Raw genomic sequence first — 1,262 nt, 5'->3', positions numbered from 1 at the left:
CGCAATGTTAAAGGCTACACATGGAATCATAAGCGCGTTTATCGTATTTACCGTGAGCTTGAGTTGAATCTGCGAATAAAGCCTAGAAAACGTCTAACAAGGAAGAAGCCTGAACCATTGACTGTCCCTGAGGCCATTAACGAATGTTGGTCAATGGATTTTATGCACGACCAATTATCTGATGGCAGAGGGTGCCGCTTGTTCAATGTAATTGATGATTTCAATCGCGAAGGACTCACAATAGATGCTGACTTATCACTCCCCGCTGAGCGTGTTATCCGCTCACTCAATCAAATTATAGAATGGCGTGGTAAGCCAAAAGCTATCAGGTGTGACAATGGGCCTGAATATATTAGCCATAAATTAGCAGAGTGGGCGTTAAATAATAATATTGAATTACGATTTATTCAACCAGGTAACCCGCAACAAAATGCTTATGTAGAGCGGTTTAATCGCACGGTTAGGTATGACTGGCTAAGTCATTATATTTACAGTGATATTAGTGAGTTACAAGATAAAGCTACCGATTGGTTATGGACTTATAATAATGAACGCCCTAACATGGGCATAGGTGGGATAACACCCATACAAAAACTGGAAGAGTTAAACAACGGAAATTCTACAGATAGCCTCCATTAAAAATGGGGGGATTACCAAGTAATTTATCTTTACCTCTTTCACCAACTATATTTAATGCATCGTTGATATGTGGTTGTTCGACGTCACATGCTTTCAGTAAAGACAGCCACCATAAAGTATAAATATAACGATTTATATTCTCAGAACCACACGCTGCCGCAGCTTCGCCTAATTGCTCAAAAGCATAACGGTATGCTTGGTGAGCAGTAGGTAATTGATCAGCGTGGATAGTGAGCTGCTGGCGGAAAGGTAGTATAGCAAGTACATATGGCTTAAGGATTTCTAAAGAAGTTCCATACGAATAAAGCGTTACAGCACGCATAATTGATAGCTGAAATAACCGCAAAGAAATATCTACTCGACTACTAGGAGTAGAGAAATTACCAGCGTCTAGAGCTTCTTGAGTCTCAGTTAATGCCTCTTCAAAATCAATAACTAATCCTTCAAAATAAGCTTTATTCTTTCGAGTATCTCGCATCGTCACTTCTCTACTTGTTTGAGTTATCTTGCCAATGTACTAAATCTTTTGGGTAGTATTCATGATCGATAAAACTGCTATCGTCAATATCATATAGCTTAACGACTAAAGCAGCTTCCCAACACAAGTAACCTATATATGCATC

General features: G+C 39.2%; 3 protein-coding genes. 1 reads left to right on the top strand and 2 read right to left on the bottom strand.

The annotated features are described in order from the left end of the window. A partial coding sequence (locus CWB66_RS20110) for an IS3 family transposase (protein WP_138586782.1) occupies nucleotides 1–639 on the top strand: 639 nt, incomplete at its 5' end. On the opposite strand, the gene CWB66_RS20105 is transcribed toward CWB66_RS20110, so the two are convergent. Both CWB66_RS20105 and CWB66_RS20100 read right to left on the bottom strand, forming a co-directional pair. Next, nucleotides 620–1,117, bottom strand: coding sequence for a hypothetical protein (locus CWB66_RS20105; protein WP_138586780.1), 498 nt, complete (start codon nucleotides 1,115–1,117; stop codon nucleotides 620–622). The two genes, CWB66_RS20110 and CWB66_RS20105, sit on opposite strands and share 20 nt — an antisense overlap. A 10-nt stretch (nucleotides 1,118–1,127) precedes the next feature. Next, the coding region (locus CWB66_RS20100; protein ID WP_138586778.1) for a PoNe immunity protein domain-containing protein at nucleotides 1,128–1,262 on the bottom strand (135 nt) is incomplete at its 5' end.

It is taken from the genome of Pseudoalteromonas sp. S558, from assembly GCF_005886635.1.
GTDB lineage: Bacteria > Pseudomonadota > Gammaproteobacteria > Enterobacterales > Alteromonadaceae > Pseudoalteromonas > Pseudoalteromonas aliena.
This window is presented reverse-complemented; position numbering and strand designations above follow the sequence as displayed.

What these genes read in the sequence shown, in the direction of transcription:
- CWB66_RS20105 (WP_138586780.1), bottom strand. Translation starts at nt 1,117, where the DNA reads ATGCGAGATACTCGAAAGAATAAAGCTTATTTTGAAGGATTAGTTATT.